Below are 16,957 nucleotides of genomic sequence, written 5' to 3' on the forward strand. Positions count from 1 at the left end.
GACGAAATGCTCGCGTCAACCACAGTTGACACAAAGTCGGGAGCCCCCCATGAGAAGGGCGTCCGGGCGCGGCCGTGACACCGGGATGCCGGATTTCCCCGGGGTGGGGGTTCCTGCCAGGATTGGGACATGGCGAGGATCGGGCAGGTGGTGCTGGGCGTCACCGACATGGGACGCGCCGTCGGGTTCTGGACGCGGGCACTGGACTACGCACCCCGCGAGGGGCAGGCCGGGGACGGCTGGACCGTGATCGGGCCCGTGGAGGGGAACGGCGTCCCGCTGGCGCTCGGCATGACGCGGACGCCGGTCCAGGAGCACCCCCGAATGCACCTCGACCTGTTCGCCTCCGACGCCGCGGAGCAGGCGGCCGAGGTCGAGCGGCTGGTGTCACTGGGCGCCGAACAGGTCGCCTGGGACCTCTACCCGGACGACCCCGACTTCGTGGTCCTCGCCGACCCCGAGGGCAACCTCTTCTGCGTCATCGACCTCAGCCACGGCTGAGGACCCGTTCCGGACCCCACCAGGAGGTCTCCTTCCATGCACGCCATGCAGTACGAGATCGGGCTGCCCGCCGACTACGACATGGGGATCATCCGTGAGCGGGTGGCGACCAGGGGGCACGCACTCGACGGCTACGCCGGGCTGGGACTCAAGGCGTACCTGATCAGGGAGCGGGGCGTGGACGGCTCCGCGGTCAACCAGTACGCGCCGTTCTACCTGTGGAGCTCGCCGGCCGGGATGAACGCCTTCCTGTGGGGCGGAGGCGGCTTCCAGAACATCGTGCGCGACTTCGGCAGGCCCGTGGTCCGGCACTGGACCGGCGCCGGCTACGAGCGGGGACCGTCGTCGGCGGCGGTCCCCCGCGCGGCCTCGCTCCGTACCGACCCGATCCCCGCCGACACCGACCCCGCGGCCGTGGTCGAGCGGGCCCTGTCCGGGCTGCGGCGGCACGCCGGCACGGCGGGCGTGCACTCCGCGGCCCTCGCCGTCGACCCCCGGCACTGGGAGCTGGTGCGCTTCACGCTGTGGGAGCACGAGGTTCCCGGGGAGGGGGACGGGACCGCCTACCGGGTGCTGCACCTGTCGACACCGCATCTGGACGACATCGCGACGGGCCGCCACTGGTGACCGGGACGAATGCCCCTACGCGGCCACGGCGGGCGAGCGGTCGGTGGCGATGCGGAGGGCGAGCCCGCCGAGCACGGCGCCCATCAGATAGCGCTGCACGCGCATCCAGGTGGGCCGCCCGCCGAGGAAGGCCGCGACCGAGCCCGCGGTCAGCACGATCAGCGCGTTGACCGACAGGGCGATGACGATCTGGGTGGCGCCCAGCAGCAGGCTCTGCGTGCCGACGTCACCACGTGCGGGATCGACGAACTGCGGCAGCAGCGACACGTACAGGATGGCGATCTTGGGGTTGAGCAGGTTGGTGACCAGCCCCATGGAGAACAGCCGCCGCGGGCGGTCCGCGGGAAGGACGCCCGGCGCGAAGACCGGCCGGGCGCCGGGCCGGATCGTCTGCCAGGCCAGCCACAGCAGGTACGCGGCGCCCGCGAGCTTGATCGCGACGTAGAGGGCGGGCACCATCGCGAAGATCACGGCGATTCCGGCCACCGCCGCCAGCAGGTAGACCAGGAAGCCCGCCGCGACGCCCGCCAGCGAGATCATGCCGGCCAGGCGTCCCTGCGTCACCGACCGCGACACCAGGTAGATCATGTTGGGACCGGGTGTGAGCACCAGGCCGAGGGCGACCGCGGCGATGCCCGCGAGGGCGCTGACTGAGATCATGAGCACATCATCGAGCAGCTCCCGCACCGAAAGAACGGCCAATTCCCGAGATTGGCCCGGAACCGGACCGCTGCCCCGGCGCCCGCCGTCCGCACCTCCCGCGCTCTGGCCGGCTCCCCTGGCGACGGATCATCTGTTGTGGTGGGCGTCGTAGTGGGCGCGGATGAGCGCGATCACGGTGTCGGCGGTGCGCTCGAGGTGGCTGCGGCCATCGGGTAACCGCGCCTCGCGGCTGATGTAGCTGCCCCGCCCCACGTGCGTGGCCGGATCCAACGGGTGACATCGCTCAACGCTCCTGCGGCGAATCCTCCGAAGCAGCCGATCGGCCGCCCCCTCCGCCCCGGTGCAGGTAGTCCTCGAGCTCGTCGGCGGCGCGCAGATAGCCGCCGGCCTCGCGCTGGGCGACCCGCAAGGTGGCCGCCGCGGCCCGGAAGCCCGGCTCTTCGAGCAGGCGCCGGGCGAGGGCGTTCACGGATTCCACGGCGACGTCCTGGGTACGGATCGACAGGCCGGCGCCGAGCTCGACCACCCGCCGGGCCACCAGCGGCTGATCCGCCCCCTGGGGGACCACCAGCATCGGAACCCCCGCGTACATGGCCTCGTTGACGCTGTTCATCCCGCCGTGGGTGACGAACAGCGCGGCGCGGGCCAGCACCTCCGGTTGCGGTACGAAGCGGCGGGCGAGCACGTTGGCCGGCAGCGGATCCAGCGCGGCCGGATCGGTCCCTCCGGTGGAGACGATCACGGTGCCGCCCAGCGGTGCGAGCGCGGTGGCGAAGTCGCGCAGCAGTCGCGGGCCGGCGTCGAACACCGTGCCCAGCGAGGCGTACAGCACCGGGTCCCGCAGGCCGTCGGCCGGGAACGACGGGTCGGGCGGACGGGCGCCGAGGCTTGGGCCGACGAACCGGTAGGACCGGTCGAAGGCGTCGACGCCGGGCTGGAACGCGCGCGAGGTGAAGACCAGGTTGAGCGGCTGGCGTATGTTCGCCAGGTCGAACAGGGGCAGCTCACGGGTGTCGTAGCGGCGGTGCAACTCCCACCGCGACCGCAGGTAGCCCTGGGCGTGGCGGGGCCACCTCGCCGCCGAGGCCAGCAACTCCCACGAGGCGCGGGTGGGGCTGGGCACATGCCGGTTGAACGCGAACGTGGTGAACAACGCCGCCGCCGGCACCTCGAGTTCGCGGGCGGCGACCGCGCCCCAGGGACAGGCCGCGCCGTGGACGACGAGGTCAGGACGGACGTCACGCAGGTCGGAGAGCACGGCGGGCAGCAGGGCGGCGGCGGCGCGCGCGAGCCCGTCCAGCAGCGTGAGCGGCATCGGCGGATCGGGGAGCGGTTGGTCACCCCCGGGGTAGAGGCACACGGCCGCACCGGTGGCCTCGATCTCCTTCGAGAACGCGGGCGAGGTGTGACAGATGACGGAGTGGCCACGGCGGACGAGCTCGGCGACGACCGGCAGCGTCGGGTTGACGTGCCCGTGCATGGCGATGTTGAGGAACGCGACGGTGCTCACCGGCCGGCCTCCCAGACGTCGGTCCATGTCCCGGCCGGGCCGGCCGATGTCGCCGCGGGACCGTCGACCCGGTACAGGCCGGGCCCGCTGATGCGCAGCCCGTCGAAGAAGCGGCCCGCCGCCAGGGAGGCGGTGCTGATCAGCCGCCGGGAATGGCCGAAGTCCCACGGGGCGGGCCAGGTCTCGATGCCGGTCGGCACCACGACGGTCGGAATCCGTTCGGACACCTCGCGCAGGTCGCGCTCGATCTGATGCTCCAGCAGCAGCTGCCCCGCCCTGGCCGCGACCGCGCCGGCCCGCCGGGGCGGGCCGTTCGGGGGCAGCGGCCGGCTCTTCTGCCCGGTCGACAGCACCACCACGCTGGCCGCCCCCGCCTGCAGGGCCACCCGTACCGGGACAAAGGCGATCACTCCGCCGTCGACGAGCGTCAGGCCTTCCCGATCCACCGGGGGCAGGATCCCCGGGATGGCCGTGCTGGCCAGTAGCGCGGACTCGAGATCTCCGTGGTCGAGCAGCGCCTGGGCGCCGGTGACCAGATCCATGGCCACCGCGGTGAAGGGGATTGCCAGCTGTTCGATCCGCCGCGGCAGTGCGGCTTGGGCGATCAACCTGCGCAGGCCGCGATCGGCGAAGACGCTGGCCCGCGAGGACAGGTAGCCGAACGGAAACACCTCACGGCGCCGCGCGCGGGTCCACACGAGATCCAGCCATGGTGCGGCATTGCCGGGGTGGGCGGCCGCGATCGCTCCGTTGAGGGCGCCCACCGAGGTTCCGACGATCAGATCAGGGACGAATCCCCGCTGCTCCAACGCGTACCCGACACCGACCTGCGCGGCCCCGAACACTCCCCCGCCCCCTACCACCGCCGCCACGGGGCGGGGAAGGGCACGCAGGCCCACCGGCTCCCGGCCCGCGTCCGGGCGGCTCGACGCCGAGGAGCGCGTCCCCTCGTCGCCCTTCATGGCCTGACGCTGCTCGTCGCCCCGCCGTGACCACCCGGCCGGTCGCCCTCGCTGACGCCGTGGAGAGCCGAGGAGGCCGATCTCCGGCGATATGCAACGTTCATGGTCCGTCCTCCCTCACCACGGCGCCTGATCGGATGCGTGCCCCGGCTGGGACCGGGCGGTCGCCACATCGCTGACTTCGTCGGCCGGCGTGTTCGCTCACGTCGTCACCATGATCGATGACGACGGTCTCCGGCCGGGTGGATGCCACAGGGCCCGGTGGCAGGCTGGTGGTTCCGTTTGGAAACCGATGTGCTCGAAACCCAGCGTACAGGGCCCTTTTTCATGGAAGGGCAACGATGCGGTCCGCAGGATGAAGCGAGGCCCGCGGCGTCGCCGGAGGTCCCGGCCCCGGGCCGGGGAACCACCGCGTACCGGACGTCGAAGCCGGCGTGTCCATCGTCGCCGCGTGAGAGGTTCGCGGTGGCGGCCGCTCCGGGTGGCCACGCCGGCTCGGGAACCGTTCCGTCCGGAAGGAGCCCGCCGTGCCGTCAGGTGAGGTCGGCGAGGCCTCCCCGGCGAGGGTGACCGACCGGGCGGCCGGGTTCTCCTCCGGGAGAACCACGGAACCGGCCCCCGGACGAATTCCAGCACGGTGACGGGGTCGACGCTTGACGACAGAAGCTACTGGCCTTAGCTTTAAAGCTATGAATAATAGCCAAGGAGTGCGCGTGACGGGTACGGAGTTCCTGGACGTGGCCGGCGGGCGGCTGGCGTACGAGGTCATCGGGCCGCAGGACGGACCCCTGATGGTGTGCGCGCACGGCATGGGCGACACCCGCAGGGTGTTCCGGTTCCTGGCGCCGCGACTGGCGGAGGCGGGCTACCGGGTCGCCACGGTCGACGTGCGCGGCCACGGGGAGTCCAGCACGGGCTGGCCCGACCACGGCCCCCGGTCGATCGGTGCCGACCTGCTGGCCCTGGTCCGCCACCTGGGCGGCCCCGCCGTCCTCGTCGGCAGCTCCTCCAGCGCCGGGGCGGTGGCGTGGACCACGGCGACCGCCACCGAGGGCGAGGTGCGCGCCGTGGTCATGCTGGCGCCCTTCGTCGGGCAGCCGCAGCTCAGCCTGATGCTGCGGCTGGTGAAGGACGTCGTCCTGGCCAGCCCGCTCCTGTGGGGGATGTACTACCGCTCGCTCTATCCCACGGCCAGGCCCGCCGACTTCCCCGGCTACCTGCGCGAGCTGAAGGCCACGCTGCGCGAGCCCGGCAGGATGGCCGCCGTCTCCGCGGTGGTCGCCCCCGCCGAGGGCCACTGGACCGACTGCGCCCCCCGGATGACCTGCCCCGCGCTGATCGTCATGGGGTCGAAGGACCCCGACTTCCCCGACCCCGCCGCGGAGGCCCGCCTGGCCGAGGAGGTGCTGAGGCCGTACGCCGCCACGGCCGAGGTCGCGATGATCGAGGGTGCCGGCCACTACCCGCACGCCGAGCTGCCCGGGGCCACCTTCGCCGCCATGGAGGGCTTCCTGGCCGGAGCGGTCCGTGCCTAGGGCGGGCCTGACCTCCGGCGCGGTGGTGGACGCGGCGCTGGCCCTGATCGACGAGGAGGGGCCGGGCGCGCTGACGCTGGCCGCGGTGGCCGCTCGCACCGGGGTGGCCGCCCCCTCGCTCTACAAGCACGTGCGCGGCCTGCCCGAACTGCGCAAGCTCGTCGGCCTGCGCGTGATGGACGACATGGCGGTGCGGCTCGGCACGGCGGCGATGGGAAAGAGCCGTGACGAGGCGACGGCGGCCCTGATGCGTGCCTGGCGGAGCTACGTGGTCGACTTCCCGCACCGCTACGCGGTCTTCCCCGACAACCCGCTGCTCGATCCCGACCTGGTCGGCACGGCGACCCGCCTGCTGGAGGTGATCCTCGCCGTGCTGCGCGGCTACGGGCTGGAGGGGGCTCAGGCGCTCCACGCCACCCGCTGCGTCCGCGCGGCCGTGCACGGTTTCGCCTCCCTGGAGGCGGCCGGCGGGTTCGGCCTGGACGAGGACCTGAACACCAGCTACGAGATGCTGATCGCCATGGTCGTCTCGGGCCTGCCCCGGGCGCCCGCGTTCTGAAGGGGCGGGCGGGAGGCCGGCCGGACGGCGCGCTCGGGCCTCCCGGAACCCCTCAGGCCTCCCGGAAGCGGATGTCGCGGGACGTCGCCGCCGGGGCGACGAAGTCGAGCATGCGCGCCCCCTCCACCTCCAGATCCGCCCGCTCCCCCTCGCTCACCGGCGCGAAGAGCTCGACCTCCAGGACCGCCTCGCCCCGTTTCACCGTCACCTTCCACATGCCCCGTACGAAGCCGTCGACCAGCACCGTCGCCTTGATGATGCCGTTGACGGTGAAGATCCGCCCCCGGTACTCCTCCTCCGCGATCCGGGTCCTGGTCCGCTGGGCGAACGACAGCAGCATGTTGTCGAACTCCGACAGGTAGCGCACCGGGGCGGGAGTCCCGGGGGCGGGGCGCGACGCCTCCGGCAGATCGAACAGCTCCGCGCCGTCCTCGGTCACGAAGACCCGCAGGCCCATCTCGCGGACGATCTCCCCCAGGCGGGTCATGCCCGACCACTGCTGGACGTCCATCACCGTGGCGGGACCGTAGGCGGCGAGGTAGCGGCGGATCGCCTCCTCGGCCAGGACGCTGCCGGGCCGCTGGTCCTGGGAACGGCCCAGCCATGCCTCCGCGGTGGTGTGGGCGGCCTGCCCGCCCACACCCCAGATCCCCCTCGGCGGGACCTGGACCAGCGCCAGCGTGTTGCGCACCCCGGCGACCAGGTCGGTGGCCGGAGCCTCCGGCCACCGCTCACGCAGCAGCGCGCCGAGCTCGCGGAAGGTCAGGGGGCGCTCCTCCACCAGCTTCCGCCCCACGGCGGCGAGCTCGTCCAGGTCCACGTCCGCCAGGCCCTTGCCGTGCGCCGTCCCCCGCAGGCCCCGTGCCAGCATCGGCCCCAGCAGCGGGCGCAGCGCCAGGCAGTCGTCGGCGGTGACCAGGTGGATGGTGGAGCGCATCAGCGACAGCCGCACCACCAGGCGCTCGTTGATCAGCCGGGCGAGATCGTCGGCGGCGAACCCGGACAGGCGGGTCCACAGCCCGATGTAGGGAGGGTTCGGCGCCTGGGCCTGCATGCCGTACAGGTGGCGGACCGCCTCCAGCGCCGGCAGGTCCGCACGGGCCAGCAGCAGCTGCCGTTCGAGGGTGGCCCGGTTGAGCGCGCGTCTGCTGAGCACCTCGGGCATGCGTGTCCTCTCGTGGGCGAGCCACGACGGCGCGGCATGGCCGCGCGACATGGCCTGGCCGGCGACACCGTGATGCCGCTTCCGGGTCCGCGCCAGAATAGCGGCGCCCCCGCGTGATCGGAATCAGAGAGTCGGCGGCACCCACACGTACGGCGTCGTCGTGGTGACCGCCTCCAGGCCCAGCCTGGCGAGGATCGGGCGGCTGGCGTCGGAGGCGTCCACCTGCACCAGGCGGAAACCCCTCGCCACCGCCAGCTCCGCCCGGTACGACACCATCGCCCGGTAGACGCCCCTGCCCCGCCACTCCTTCAGGGTCGAGCCGCCCCACAGCGAGGCGAAGTCGGTGCCCTCGTGGAAGCGCGCCCACGCCGCGCACACCACCTGCCCGTCCGCCTCGGCGATCACCACCGCGCACGGGTCCCCGGGACCGGCGAGGTCGCGCTCCAGCATGCCGGGCAGCCAGCCGTGGTCCGCGTCCCAGACCGTCTCCTCCAGCTCGCGGATGCGCTCCAGGTCGTCCCGCCCCGCCGCCTCGCGCAGCCGCACCCCGGCGGGCGCCGCCTTGGCACCGGCCAGCTCACCGGCCTCGCCGACGAACACCGTCTCCCGCTCCCGCGGCTCGAACCCGGCCGCCACGAGCCGCTCGGGCAGGTCGGCGGGCAGGTCGTAGCCGTGGTACTTCCACTCGACCTCGCGCCCGACCCGGGTGAAGAAGTCCCGCTGGCGCGCGATGAAGGCATCCAGCTCGGCGCCCTCCAGACCACCCAGGTCTCGATATGTCAGGAAACCCTGGCCGTGGCCGTTCGACACGGTCCTCAGCAGCGGCCCGATCCGCTCGGCCGTACGGCCCGGCATCGGCCTGGCCCGGAGCTGCTCGTCATATGCCGCGAGGTAGGCGGAAGCCCGCGATGAGATGTCCATTGCGAACAGCCAATCACACACTCATCGCCTCCGACATGGCGTTATGGACCTAGACACGCCTCGGAGCCTCTCATCCCGCCCCGTCTCCTTTACAACGTAGATTCACTGGCGGCCGGCGGGGTCCGCGCGGTGCGCGCGCCGGTCGTCCCCGCCTCACCCGCCTCACCCACCCTGGCCGGGTCCGCGGGAGACCCCACCGGCCCCGTCCCGGCCCCCGGCACGCCGTGGAGTCCCGCCGCTCCGGTAGGCGCCCGTCGCGCTCGTTCGTCCCGGGCGGCGGGTCCGCCCGGCACCATGACGGGGATCTGATTCCGACACGTTCCACCGGGCGCGCCGTAACTGTCGGTGGCGACCCCTACTATGAGCCACCTCGAGGAGGGATAGCCGCTCATGGTTGACGCGCTGAGGGTTTCGCTGCTGGTCACGACCGATCTGCCGCCCGACACCGACCTGAAGGAGTTCGGGCGGTTGCTGGTCGACTCCGTGCTCACGCTCCAGCGGGGCGAGGTGACGTATCCCGCGCTCCTGCGCGGCGGGGTGTTCTGGCTGGACCGGCCGCTGCCGCCGTCCGACGACGGGCTTCCCCGCGCGGCGGCCGAGGAGCTGCGGTTCGCGGCGCTGCTGGGCCACCTGTCGGCCGCTCGCCCGCCGGGCTCGGCGAAGGAGACGGTCGCCGACGCGGGCCGGGCGATCACCGCCGCCGTCGCCGCCCGGTACGGCGACCTGGGCAGCCCGCCCGCCGTGATGGCGATCCGCGGCGAGGACGTGCGGGAGCGCACCCCCCGGTCGGCCATCGCTGTGGGATCGGAGACGGCGGAGCCGCTGCCCGAGGCGGTGCCGCCCCTGGGCGCACCCGCCTGAACGCCCGGGACGGGGTCCTTCCCGCCCCACCCCGGCGGGCTGGTAGCTTCCCGTCCGTGGACGTGAACATCCGGTACGGGCGGATCGAGGATGTCGAGGCGCTGCTGGCCTTCTGGCTGGTGGCCGCCGAGGGAACCGACAGGCACGACGATCCGGCCAAGGTGGTCGCGCTGATCGAACGGGACCCCGAGGCCGTCCTCATCGCCGAGGTCGGCGGGAAGACGGCCGGCACGCTGCTCGCGGGCTGGGACGGCTGGCGAGCTCATCTCTACCGGCTGGCCGTGGATCCCGCTCTCCGGAGGCGGGGAGTGGCGACCGCGCTGATCCGGGCGGCCGAGGAGCGCTTCGCGGCGTTCGGCGCGTTCCGGGTCGACGCGATGGTGCTGCACGACAACGAGCAGGCCCATCACGCCTGGGGCGCCGCGGGCTACGCGCCGCAGCCCCAGTGGTCCCGCTGGGTCAAGCCGCTGGGGTGATTCCCGGGGGACGGGTCCGCGACCACGGGTTCGGCGGCCCGGCGAGCGAGCGGGACGGGCCCTCTGGACCGCTCCCGCCGGCCGGGCGCCCTCCTCCCGAACCACCGGCTCCGGCCGCTCCGGCCGCTCCAGGCGGAGGGTGACGCATCCCCTCTCGCAACCATCGCCATTTATGCGACTTGTCGCCTTTTGAGAATATAAGAGGCGGATTCTCGAGGCATGCTATTTGTTTGCCCCGGCCAGACCTCACCTGCTTGTCTTCATTCTTTCGCTGAGTGATCCTTGATTTGCGCCACCGAGGCTGCCATATATCGCCAATTCGTATTTTCCGGTGATTCATTCATGAGCACGGGAGGTCGCACGGTTTCGCACTGCCGAGGCGGAGCTCGATGCCCGGTCGCCGGTGAACGCCCGCCGGACAGGTGACGGCAGGCACGACGCGCCGGGAGGCACGGATGAACGACGACGACACCCTGACGCTGCCCCCGCCCACCTCGACGTCCCGGCCTCCCGCACGACCGCGCGGCTCACGGGCGGCTCCGATCCTGGGGCCGGCGTTCGTCGCGGCGATCGCCTACGTGGACCCCGGCAACGTGGCCACCAACCTGACCGCCGGGGCGACGTCGGGCTACCTGCTCGTGTGGGTCGTCGTGCTGGCCAGTCTCGTCGCGCTCCTCGTCCAGTTCCAGGCGGCGAAGCTCGGCATGGCGACCGGCAAGAGCCTGCCCCGGCTGTGCCGCGAGCGTTTCTCCCGCCGCGGCAGCCTCCTGCTGTGGCTGCAGGCCGAGGTGGTCGTGCTGGCCACGGACCTGGCCGAGTTCGTCGGCGCGGCCATCGGGATGCAGCTGCTCTTCGGGATGCCGCCCGCGATGTCGGCGGTGGTCACCGCCGTGGTGGCGCTGCTCATGCTCCAGCTGCGGCGGCACGGCCGCACGCGGCGGTTCGAGCTCGTCAGCGCCGCGAGCCTCCTGCTCGTCGGGGCGGGGGTCGTCTACGACGTCTTCGCGGTGGGCCGGCAGTCCGTCACCGAGCTGGCCGGCGGGCTGATACCCCGCCTGGACGGCGGCGGCTCGCTGATCCTCGCCATGGGAATCGTCGGCGCCACCGTCATGCCCCACGCCATCTACCTGCACTCCGCGCTGGTGCAGGGCCGCGGATGGCCGGCCGGCGCGGCGTGGCGGCAGCCAGGGCCCGTCCGGCGGGCCCTGCGGATCGACTGCCTGCTCGGGCTCGGCACCGCCACGATCGTCAACGTGTCGATGATCGCCCTCGGCGCCGGGCTCGGAGCGGCCGCGGGCGGGGCCTGGACCGGCGACCTGTTCGCCGCCCACGAGGAGTTGCTGAACCGGGTCGGCGGCGCCGCCGCCCTCGCGTTCGCCGTCATGCTCCTGTCGTCGGGGGTCTCCTCCTGCGGGGTCGGCACCCTGGCGGGAGACGTGGTGATGCGGGGCTTCCTGAACCTCCGGGTGCCGATCCAGCTGCGGCGCGTCGTGACGATGACACCGGCCGTCCTCGCCCTGGTGCTCGGCGTGCCGCTGACCAGCCTGCTGATCGTGAGCCAGGTGGTCATCTCGCTCGGCGTGCCCGTCGCGCTGTTCCTGCTCGTCCACTTCTGCCGTGACCGGTCGGTGATGGGCCCCCTGGTCAACGATCCGCTGACCACGCGGATCGCGGCCTGCGCGGGCGCCGCGGTCGCCCTGCTCGGGTGCTGCCTGCCGCTGACCTTCCTGTTCTGAAGTTCTCCTCCATGGCCCGCGCGCGGATCGAGAAGGGCGGCTGGACGCCCGTCCCCGCCCGCTCTTCACGTGTCGGTGGCGAACTCCTCCGCGTTCAGCCCCGCCGACACCGTGCCGCCGCCGGTACGGGCGAGAATCCCGACGGCCGCGAAGCCGGTGTCGGCGCTCGTCCTCTCGGTGCTCGTCATCTCACGAGGTGCCGGCCTGCTGGGGTGACGTCTCCCGGACGGCTCCGGCGTGCCGGCGCCGCGCCACCGCGGCGACGAGACGCGGGGTGATCACCGAGATGATCAGGAGCAGGCCGGTGACGATCGACTGGATCTCGGTCGCCACGTCGTTGAGCATGAGCAGGTTGCGCAGCAGGCCGATGAGCAGCACTCCGGCGATCACGCCTCCGAGGGTGCCCTTGCCCCCGTCGAAGTCGACGCCGCCGAGGAGCACCGCGGCGATGACGGCCAGCTCCAGCCCGATGCCGTTGTCGGCGCGGGCGCTGCCGTACCGCAGGGTGAAGATCACCCCGGCGAAGGCCGCGACGGTGCCCGAGAGCACGAACAGGATCAGCTTGATCCGCTTGACCCGGATGCCGGCGAACCGCGCCGCCTCCTCCTGCGCGCCGATCGCGAACAGCGAGCGGCCGAAGCCGGTGGCGTGCAGCACCACGGCGGTGACCACGGCCAGCAGGGCGAACAGCGCCACCGGGTACGGGATCGGCGTGCCCGGCACGTCGCCCACCGCCAGCTCCGTGTACTGCGCAGGGAACTCCGCGATCGCCCTGTCGCCCAGCACCACGTAGGCGAGGCCCCGGTAGAGCGCCAGCGTGCCGATGGTGACGGCGAGCGAGGGCAGCCCGAGCCGGGTCACCAGGAGGCCGTTGACCAGCCCGCACACCGCTCCCACCACGACCACCAGCGGGATGATCGTCTCGATCGCCCAGCCCGCGTCCCAGAGCGCGCCGACCAGCGCGCTGGACAGGCCCAGCACCGAGGCCACCGACAGGTCCACCTCGGCGGCCACCACCAGCATGGTCATCGCCAGCGCGATCAGCGCGATCTCCCCCAGGTCGCCGAGCGCGAACGACAGGTTGCCGACGCCGGCGAAACCGGGCGATCCGGCCGAGCCGCCGATGAAGACGAGGACCAGCAGCAGGCCGACGAACACGTCCCAGCGGAGCAGGCGGCCGAGCGAGCCGCGCTCCGGCCGGCCGGCCGGCGGCACGGCCCGCGCCTCGGGCTTCACGGTCGTCACGTCAGGAGCCATGTCGGGAGTTCCTCCTCCGCAGTACCCGCGCGACCCGCAGCGCGAGCAGCCGGTCGACGCTGATCGCCAGGAGCAGCAGCGCTCCGGTGATGGCCTGCTGCCAGAACGGGTTGACCTTGAGCACGACCAGCGCGCTGGTGATGGTGGTGAGCAGCAGCGCGCCGAGCGCCGCGCCGTACACGGTGCCGACGCCGCCGGTGATCGCCACCCCGCCGACCACGACGGCGCTGACCACCTGGAGCTCCCAGCCGTTGGCGGCGTCGGCGACCACGGTGCCGAACCGCGACAGCCACAGCACCCCGGCCAGGCCCGCGAGCGCGCCGCTGAAGAGGTAGGCCCCCATCACGCGGCGCCGCACCGGCACGCCCGCCAGGCTCGCGGCCTCCGGGCTGGACCCGATGGCGTAGAAGTCGCGGCCCGAGGCGTAGGAGCGCAGGTAGTGGCCGACGGCCAGCATCACCACGACGGCGATCACCGGCAGGTACGGCACCCCGAACACCGAGCCGTTGCCCAGGGACAGCAGCGCCGGGGGCAGGTCGACGGCGTTGATCTGCCGCCCGTGCGCGATGTAGTGGTCGACGCCCTGGATCACGTACAGCGTGCCGAGGGTCACCACCAGGGCCGGTACCCGGCCGAAGCTGACCAGCAGGCCGTTGATCATGCCGCAGAGCGCGCCGATCGCGACCCCCGTCACGACGGCGAAGACGACGCCCCTGCCGTGGTCGGCGGACAGCAGGTCGCCGACGGTGAAGGCCACCAGGCCGACGACCGAGCCGGCGGACAGGTCGATGTTGCGGGTGATGACGACGACGGACTGGCCGACGGCGAGCAGCACCAGGATGGAGGCGTTGAGGAAGATGTCGGTCAGGCCCTGCCCGGACAGGAAGTTGCCGTTGGTGCTCGCGGTCACCGCGACCAGCACGGCCAGCGCCGCCACGATGCTCAGCTCGCGGGCCCGGAACACCAGGTCCACCAGACCGCGGGCGCTCCGCCCGGCGGTGACGGCGCTCATGCGCCCTCCCCCGCCGCCCGCGCGATCTCGTTCCGCTCGATCACGAGGCCCTCCCGGTCGCCGCTGACATGACACTCTCCTCTGTGGCCCGCTCGCGCGGGATCTCGGCGACGAGCCGTCCCTCCTGCATGACCAGGACCCGGTCGGCCATGCCGAGCACCTCGGGCAGGTCGGAGGAGATCATCAGTACGGCGAGGCCGTCGGCGGCCAGCTGGGACAGGAGCCGGTGCACCTCGGCCTTGGTCCCCACGTCGATGCCCCGGGTGGGCTCGTCGATGATGAGCACGTCGGGGCCGGTGGCGAGCCACTTGCCCAGCACGACCTTCTGCTGGTTGCCGCCGGAGAGCACGTTGGCCGCGTCCGACAGCCGGTTGAACTTGAGCTGGAGCCGGATCGCCCAGTCGCGGGCGCGGTCGCGCTCGGCGGCGCGGGAGATCACCGGGCCGCGGCGCAGCGCCCTCAGGCCGGTGATCCCGATGTTGCGCTCGATGGAGTGGTCCATCACCAGGCCCTGCTGGCGCCGGTCCTCGGGGACCAGGGCCAGGCCCGCGGACATCGCGGCGGTCGGGGACGCGGCGGGCAGCCGCTCGCCGTTCACCTCGACGGTCCCGGCGTCCCAGCGGTCCACACCGAAGATCGCTCGGGCGACCTCGCTGCGTCCGGCCCCGACCAGCCCGGCGAGGGCCACGATCTCGCCCCGCCGCACCTCGAAGGAGACGTCGGTGAACACGCCCTCCCGGGTGAGCCGGTCGACCTTGAGCGCCACCTCACCGACCTCGGTCTCCTGCTTGGGGTAGAGGGTGTCGAGGTCGCGGCCGACCATCCGGCGGATCAGGTGCTCGTGCGTCAGGCCCGCCACCGGCTCGCCGGCGATCCAGGCGCCGTCGCGCAGCGTGGTGACCCGCTGGCAGAGCTCGAAGATCTCGTCCAGGCGGTGCGAGATGAACAGGACCGCGCACCCCTGCTCGCGCAGCGTCCTGACCACGTTGAACAGCCGGGCCACCTCGTTGCCCGACAGCGCCGCGGTGGGTTCGTCCATGACCAGCACCCGCGCGTCCCGCGACAGCGCCTTGGCGATCTCGACGAGTTGCTGGTCGGCGATGGACAAGCCGCGGGCCGGCTGTTCGGGATCGAGGGCCACGCCGAGCCCGGCGAACAGCTCCGCGGTGCGGGCGCGCATCGCCCCGCGGTCGATCCGGCCGAGCGTGCTCTTTGGCTGGCGGCCGATGAAGATGTTCTCGGCGACCGACAGGTCGGGGAACATCGTGGGCTCCTGGTAGATCACCGCCACACCCGCCCGCTGGGCGTCGGCGGGGTTGCCGAACTCCACCGGCTCGCCGTCCAGCAGGACCTGCCCGGTGTCCGGGCGGTGCACTCCCGCCAGGATCTTCACCAGGGTGGACTTGCCGGCGCCGTTCTCCCCGGCGAGCGCGTGCGCCTCTCCCGCGTACAGGTCGAGGGAGACGTCGCGCAACGCCCGCACGGCGCCGAACGCCTTGCTCACCCCGGCCAGCGCCAGGACCGGAGGGGGGTCGCCGGAGGGCGGCCGGAGTGGCGCCTCTCCCTCGTCCGGTACGGTCACCGCGCCACCCCTTCCATCCCCTAAAAACGTTTTAGTAGAATGAGCGGACGCTAATCCCGGCCGCCTCCCTTGTCAATGGGGAATGAAAGCCTCGTTTCCAATGCGTTACGCCATCCCGCAGGTGGGGCGGGACCGGGCCGGACGCCACCCTCGGAGACGGTCCCGCCTAGATCGAGTAACACGTTTTAATCAGCGCCGGAGCCGGGGCGGCCACGACGGCCTGAAGCTCGTGGGACGGTCCGCCCCGCTCTCCGGCCCGCCCGGCCGAACCCGTCCGACCGGCGGGACGGGCGGCCTCCGGCGGCCCTGCCTCCCGAGATACGTCGCCCCCTCCCCCGGACCCGGCCTCGCCCCTCCGCACGCCAGGTCCGGCCCCGCTCCCGTCACTCCCGTCGCTCCCGTCGCGCGCCGAGCCCGGCGGACCCGCCGGGCCGATGGCCACGGCCCGGGCCCACGGTTCTCCGAGACCGCTGCCAAGGGCTGTGACCTGCGAATCTCCGCGCCAGACGGCCCCACAGGACACGCCGGTGACCTCAAATCGGAATAACCAGCGGCAGACGTCCGTTAGAGTGATCGTGCCGATGTGGTTTGTGTCCCCCGGGCCGCAAATTACCGCCTTCACGGAATACCGTTCGGCTGGAGCCGTGTTGTGCCTCTCGCCGAGGAGGCGACCGCCACATCGGCACCAAACGTCACGCCCCGTGAGCCCTCCCGGCCCGCGGGGCGTTTCTTTTCCTCCGTGACCGGTGGTGGTTTTCACCGGATTCGCCCTGGAAAAGAGCGGTGGCGATGGAGGAGGGCTACAAACCTGGGCTCTCCGCTTGTGCGGGTGCGTACAACCGTCGGCCGCCGGGCCACCACCTAGTGTTGGGTAACCCGTCTCATGAGGAGAGCCCGTGCTCTATCGCCTGACCAAAATCGTCGGCGGCCCGGTCCTGCACCTGCTCTGGCCGACCTCGGTCACCGGGCACGAGCACGTTCCCGTCACGGGTCCGGCCATCATGGCCTCCAACCACCTGTCGATCCTCGACTCGACCTTCCTGCCCCTGGTGCTCAAGCGCCAGGTGCGCTTCGTCGCCAAGTCCGAGTACTTCACCGGCAATCCCGTCACCGCGATGTGGATGCGCGCCACCGGCCAGATCAGCATCGACCGGCAGAGCCCCACCTCCGCCCAGGACATGCTCGACGCGGCGGCGGAGGTGCTCAAGAAAGGTGAGCTGTTCGGCATCTACCCGGAAGGCACCCGCTCCCCCGACGGGCGCCTCTACCGGGGCAAGGTGGGCGTCGCCTGGCTGGCCCTGGCCACCGGCGCGCCGGTGCTCCCGGTGGCGATGGAGGGCACCGGCGAGGTGCTGCCGATCGGCGCCGCGAGGCCCAGGCTCGGCCGGGTGCACGTACGCATCGGCAAGCCGATGACCTTCACCGGCTCGGAGACGAGCGCGCGTGACCGGCGTAGGGTGACCGACGAGATCATGTTCGCGATCCAGGAGCTGTCCGGCCAGGAGTACGTGACGAGCTACGCACCCAGTCGCACACAGGCCAAGTAACCATTTGTCGGTATATGTCGCGTTGGTCACGCTAGGCTGCGGC

18 protein-coding genes are annotated in these 16,957 nt (G+C 72.4%); 8 read left to right on the top strand and 10 right to left on the bottom strand.

What is annotated here, in order from left to right; genetic code table 11:
* Positions 1–129: 129 nt before the first annotated feature.
* Together ACTOQ3_RS32680 and ACTOQ3_RS32685 are read left to right on the top strand one after the other, a co-directional pair.
* Positions 130–501, top strand: a complete 372-nt coding sequence (locus ACTOQ3_RS32680; RefSeq protein ID WP_440087302.1) for a VOC family protein — start codon at positions 130–132, stop codon at positions 499–501.
* 36 nt (positions 502–537) lie between these two features.
* Entirely contained in the window at positions 538–1,128 is a 591-nt protein-coding gene (locus ACTOQ3_RS32685) for a DUF4865 family protein (protein ID WP_440087303.1), read from the top strand.
* Positions 1,129–1,143: 15 nt separating this feature from the next.
* On the opposite strand, the gene ACTOQ3_RS32690 is transcribed toward ACTOQ3_RS32685, so the two are convergent.
* The 4 genes from ACTOQ3_RS32690 to ACTOQ3_RS32705 form a co-directional block, all read right to left on the bottom strand.
* On the bottom strand, positions 1,144–1,788 hold the full coding sequence (locus tag ACTOQ3_RS32690) for a LysE family translocator (RefSeq protein ID WP_440087304.1): 645 nt from the start codon (positions 1,786–1,788) through the stop codon (positions 1,144–1,146).
* 129 nt (positions 1,789–1,917) lie between these two features.
* The gene (locus tag ACTOQ3_RS32695) at positions 1,918–2,061 is read right to left on the bottom strand and encodes a hypothetical protein (protein ID WP_440087305.1); all 144 of its coding nucleotides are present in this window, start codon (positions 2,059–2,061) and stop codon (positions 1,918–1,920) included.
* A gap of 13 nt (positions 2,062–2,074) precedes the next feature.
* Positions 2,075–3,301, bottom strand: a complete 1,227-nt coding sequence (locus tag ACTOQ3_RS32700; RefSeq protein WP_440087306.1) for a macrolide family glycosyltransferase — start codon at positions 3,299–3,301, stop codon at positions 2,075–2,077.
* Positions 3,298–4,263 carry a patatin-like phospholipase family protein gene (locus ACTOQ3_RS32705; protein ID WP_440087307.1) on the bottom strand — a complete coding sequence of 322 codons (966 nt, stop codon included), beginning with the start codon at positions 4,261–4,263 and terminating at the stop codon, positions 3,298–3,300. The genes ACTOQ3_RS32700 and ACTOQ3_RS32705 overlap by 4 nt, the downstream gene beginning before the upstream one ends.
* Positions 4,264–4,976: 713 nt before the next feature.
* On the opposite strand from ACTOQ3_RS32705, the gene ACTOQ3_RS32710 reads away from it, so the two are divergent.
* Both ACTOQ3_RS32710 and ACTOQ3_RS32715 read left to right on the top strand, forming a co-directional pair.
* Positions 4,977–5,798, top strand: a complete 822-nt coding sequence (locus ACTOQ3_RS32710) for an alpha/beta fold hydrolase (protein ID WP_440087308.1) — start codon at positions 4,977–4,979, stop codon at positions 5,796–5,798.
* Positions 5,791–6,357, top strand: coding sequence for a TetR/AcrR family transcriptional regulator (locus ACTOQ3_RS32715; RefSeq protein ID WP_440087309.1), 567 nt, complete (start codon positions 5,791–5,793; stop codon positions 6,355–6,357). Before ACTOQ3_RS32710 ends, ACTOQ3_RS32715 begins: the two co-directional genes overlap by 8 nt.
* A 52-nt stretch (positions 6,358–6,409) precedes the next feature.
* On the opposite strand, the gene ACTOQ3_RS32720 is transcribed toward ACTOQ3_RS32715, so the two are convergent.
* Both ACTOQ3_RS32720 and ACTOQ3_RS32725 read right to left on the bottom strand, forming a co-directional pair.
* Positions 6,410–7,522, bottom strand: a complete 1,113-nt coding sequence (locus tag ACTOQ3_RS32720) for a winged helix DNA-binding domain-containing protein (RefSeq protein ID WP_440087310.1) — start codon at positions 7,520–7,522, stop codon at positions 6,410–6,412.
* Positions 7,523–7,645: 123 nt separating this feature from the next.
* Complete coding sequence (locus tag ACTOQ3_RS32725) at positions 7,646–8,443, bottom strand: GNAT family N-acetyltransferase (protein ID WP_440087311.1); 798 nt, start codon at positions 8,441–8,443, stop codon at positions 7,646–7,648.
* A 390-nt stretch (positions 8,444–8,833) separates the two neighbouring features.
* Between ACTOQ3_RS32725 and ACTOQ3_RS32730 the strand changes: the two genes are divergently transcribed.
* From ACTOQ3_RS32730 to ACTOQ3_RS32740, 3 genes are all read left to right on the top strand, one after another.
* Complete coding sequence (locus ACTOQ3_RS32730) at positions 8,834–9,304, top strand: hypothetical protein (RefSeq protein ID WP_440087312.1); 471 nt, start codon at positions 8,834–8,836, stop codon at positions 9,302–9,304.
* Between the two features lie 56 nt (positions 9,305–9,360).
* Entirely contained in the window at positions 9,361–9,780 is a 420-nt protein-coding gene (locus ACTOQ3_RS32735) for a GNAT family N-acetyltransferase (RefSeq protein ID WP_440087313.1), read from the top strand.
* Positions 9,781–10,235: 455 nt separating this feature from the next.
* Positions 10,236–11,516, top strand: a complete 1,281-nt coding sequence (locus tag ACTOQ3_RS32740) for an Nramp family divalent metal transporter (protein ID WP_440087314.1) — start codon at positions 10,236–10,238, stop codon at positions 11,514–11,516.
* A 65-nt stretch (positions 11,517–11,581) separates the two neighbouring features.
* Here the strand turns inward: ACTOQ3_RS32740 and ACTOQ3_RS32745 are convergent, their stop codons facing one another.
* Genes ACTOQ3_RS32745 through ACTOQ3_RS32760 form a run of 4 tightly spaced genes read right to left on the bottom strand, consistent with a single transcriptional unit; the run spans position 11,582 to position 15,289 of the window.
* The gene (locus ACTOQ3_RS32745; RefSeq protein WP_440087315.1) at positions 11,582–11,704 is read right to left on the bottom strand and encodes a hypothetical protein; all 123 of its coding nucleotides are present in this window, start codon (positions 11,702–11,704) and stop codon (positions 11,582–11,584) included.
* A 1-nt stretch (position 11,705) separates the two neighbouring features.
* A complete protein-coding gene (locus tag ACTOQ3_RS32750; protein WP_440087316.1) occupies positions 11,706–12,773 on the bottom strand; it encodes an ABC transporter permease in 1,068 nt (355 codons plus the stop codon).
* Complete coding sequence (locus ACTOQ3_RS32755; protein WP_440087317.1) at positions 12,763–13,785, bottom strand: ABC transporter permease; 1,023 nt, start codon at positions 13,783–13,785, stop codon at positions 12,763–12,765. The genes ACTOQ3_RS32750 and ACTOQ3_RS32755 overlap by 11 nt, the downstream gene beginning before the upstream one ends.
* A gap of 40 nt (positions 13,786–13,825) precedes the next feature.
* Positions 13,826–15,289 (bottom strand): sugar ABC transporter ATP-binding protein, encoded by a 1,464-nt coding sequence (locus ACTOQ3_RS32760; RefSeq protein ID WP_440087425.1) that lies wholly within the window; start codon positions 15,287–15,289, stop codon positions 13,826–13,828.
* 974 nt (positions 15,290–16,263) lie between these two features.
* On the opposite strand from ACTOQ3_RS32760, the gene ACTOQ3_RS32765 reads away from it, so the two are divergent.
* Positions 16,264–16,914, top strand: a complete 651-nt coding sequence (locus ACTOQ3_RS32765) for a lysophospholipid acyltransferase family protein (protein ID WP_440087318.1) — start codon at positions 16,264–16,266, stop codon at positions 16,912–16,914.
* Positions 16,915–16,957: the final 43 nt, after the last annotated feature.

Source organism: Streptosporangium sp. LJ11 (assembly GCF_051918945.1).
Classification (GTDB): domain Bacteria; phylum Actinomycetota; class Actinomycetes; order Streptosporangiales; family Streptosporangiaceae; genus Streptosporangium.

Excerpts from the sequence above, each read along its gene's own strand:
- ACTOQ3_RS32680 (WP_440087302.1), top strand. The coding sequence starts at position 130 with ATGGCGAGGATCGGGCAGGTGGTGCTGGGCGTCACCGACATGGGACGC.
- ACTOQ3_RS32685 (WP_440087303.1), top strand. The coding sequence starts at position 538 with ATGCACGCCATGCAGTACGAGATCGGGCTGCCCGCCGACTACGACATG.
- ACTOQ3_RS32690 (WP_440087304.1), bottom strand. The coding sequence starts at position 1,788 with ATGATCTCAGTCAGCGCCCTCGCGGGCATCGCCGCGGTCGCCCTCGGC.
- ACTOQ3_RS32705 (WP_440087307.1), bottom strand. The coding sequence starts at position 4,263 with ATGAAGGGCGACGAGGGGACGCGCTCCTCGGCGTCGAGCCGCCCGGAC.
- ACTOQ3_RS32720 (WP_440087310.1), bottom strand. The coding sequence starts at position 7,522 with ATGCCCGAGGTGCTCAGCAGACGCGCGCTCAACCGGGCCACCCTCGAA.
- ACTOQ3_RS32725 (WP_440087311.1), bottom strand. The coding sequence starts at position 8,443 with ATGGACATCTCATCGCGGGCTTCCGCCTACCTCGCGGCATATGACGAG.
- ACTOQ3_RS32730 (WP_440087312.1), top strand. The coding sequence starts at position 8,834 with ATGGTTGACGCGCTGAGGGTTTCGCTGCTGGTCACGACCGATCTGCCG.
- ACTOQ3_RS32740 (WP_440087314.1), top strand. The coding sequence starts at position 10,236 with ATGAACGACGACGACACCCTGACGCTGCCCCCGCCCACCTCGACGTCC.
- ACTOQ3_RS32745 (WP_440087315.1), bottom strand. The coding sequence starts at position 11,704 with ATGACGAGCACCGAGAGGACGAGCGCCGACACCGGCTTCGCGGCCGTC.
- ACTOQ3_RS32750 (WP_440087316.1), bottom strand. The coding sequence starts at position 12,773 with ATGGCTCCTGACGTGACGACCGTGAAGCCCGAGGCGCGGGCCGTGCCG.
- ACTOQ3_RS32755 (WP_440087317.1), bottom strand. The coding sequence starts at position 13,785 with ATGAGCGCCGTCACCGCCGGGCGGAGCGCCCGCGGTCTGGTGGACCTG.